We start from the raw sequence: 278 nt of genomic DNA on the forward strand, positions 1-278 counted from the left end.
GTATCAAAGGCTACCTGGCGCCATAGCCATTGCCTAATGCAGGTCGAACCGATACTCCCCTTGTGCATCCTTGGTTTTCATCAATGCCTCCAGCTCATCTCGCTGGTGTTGGAAACGCCCGTTATCCAGCTGCAAGGAAACGCCATTGAACCCGGCTTCACCCTCCAGCGCCTTTTCGACCAGCAGCATGTCCTGGGGTATGCCGGCGATCGGTGCGTCGAATTGGAAGGTAATACTGCAAAGATCGAGGACCGGGCCCGGCTTGAGCAAGCCAAGCT

General features: G+C 56.1%; 1 pseudogene. It reads right to left on the reverse strand.

The features are described 5' to 3' along the window. Window positions 1-33: 33 nt before the first annotated feature. A pseudogene (locus FQ664_RS25920) lies at window positions 34-278 on the reverse strand (hypothetical protein); the annotation flags it as partial.

Origin of the sequence: Pseudomonas persica (assembly GCF_900291015.1) — a bacterium.
GTDB lineage: Bacteria > Pseudomonadota > Gammaproteobacteria > Pseudomonadales > Pseudomonadaceae > Aquipseudomonas.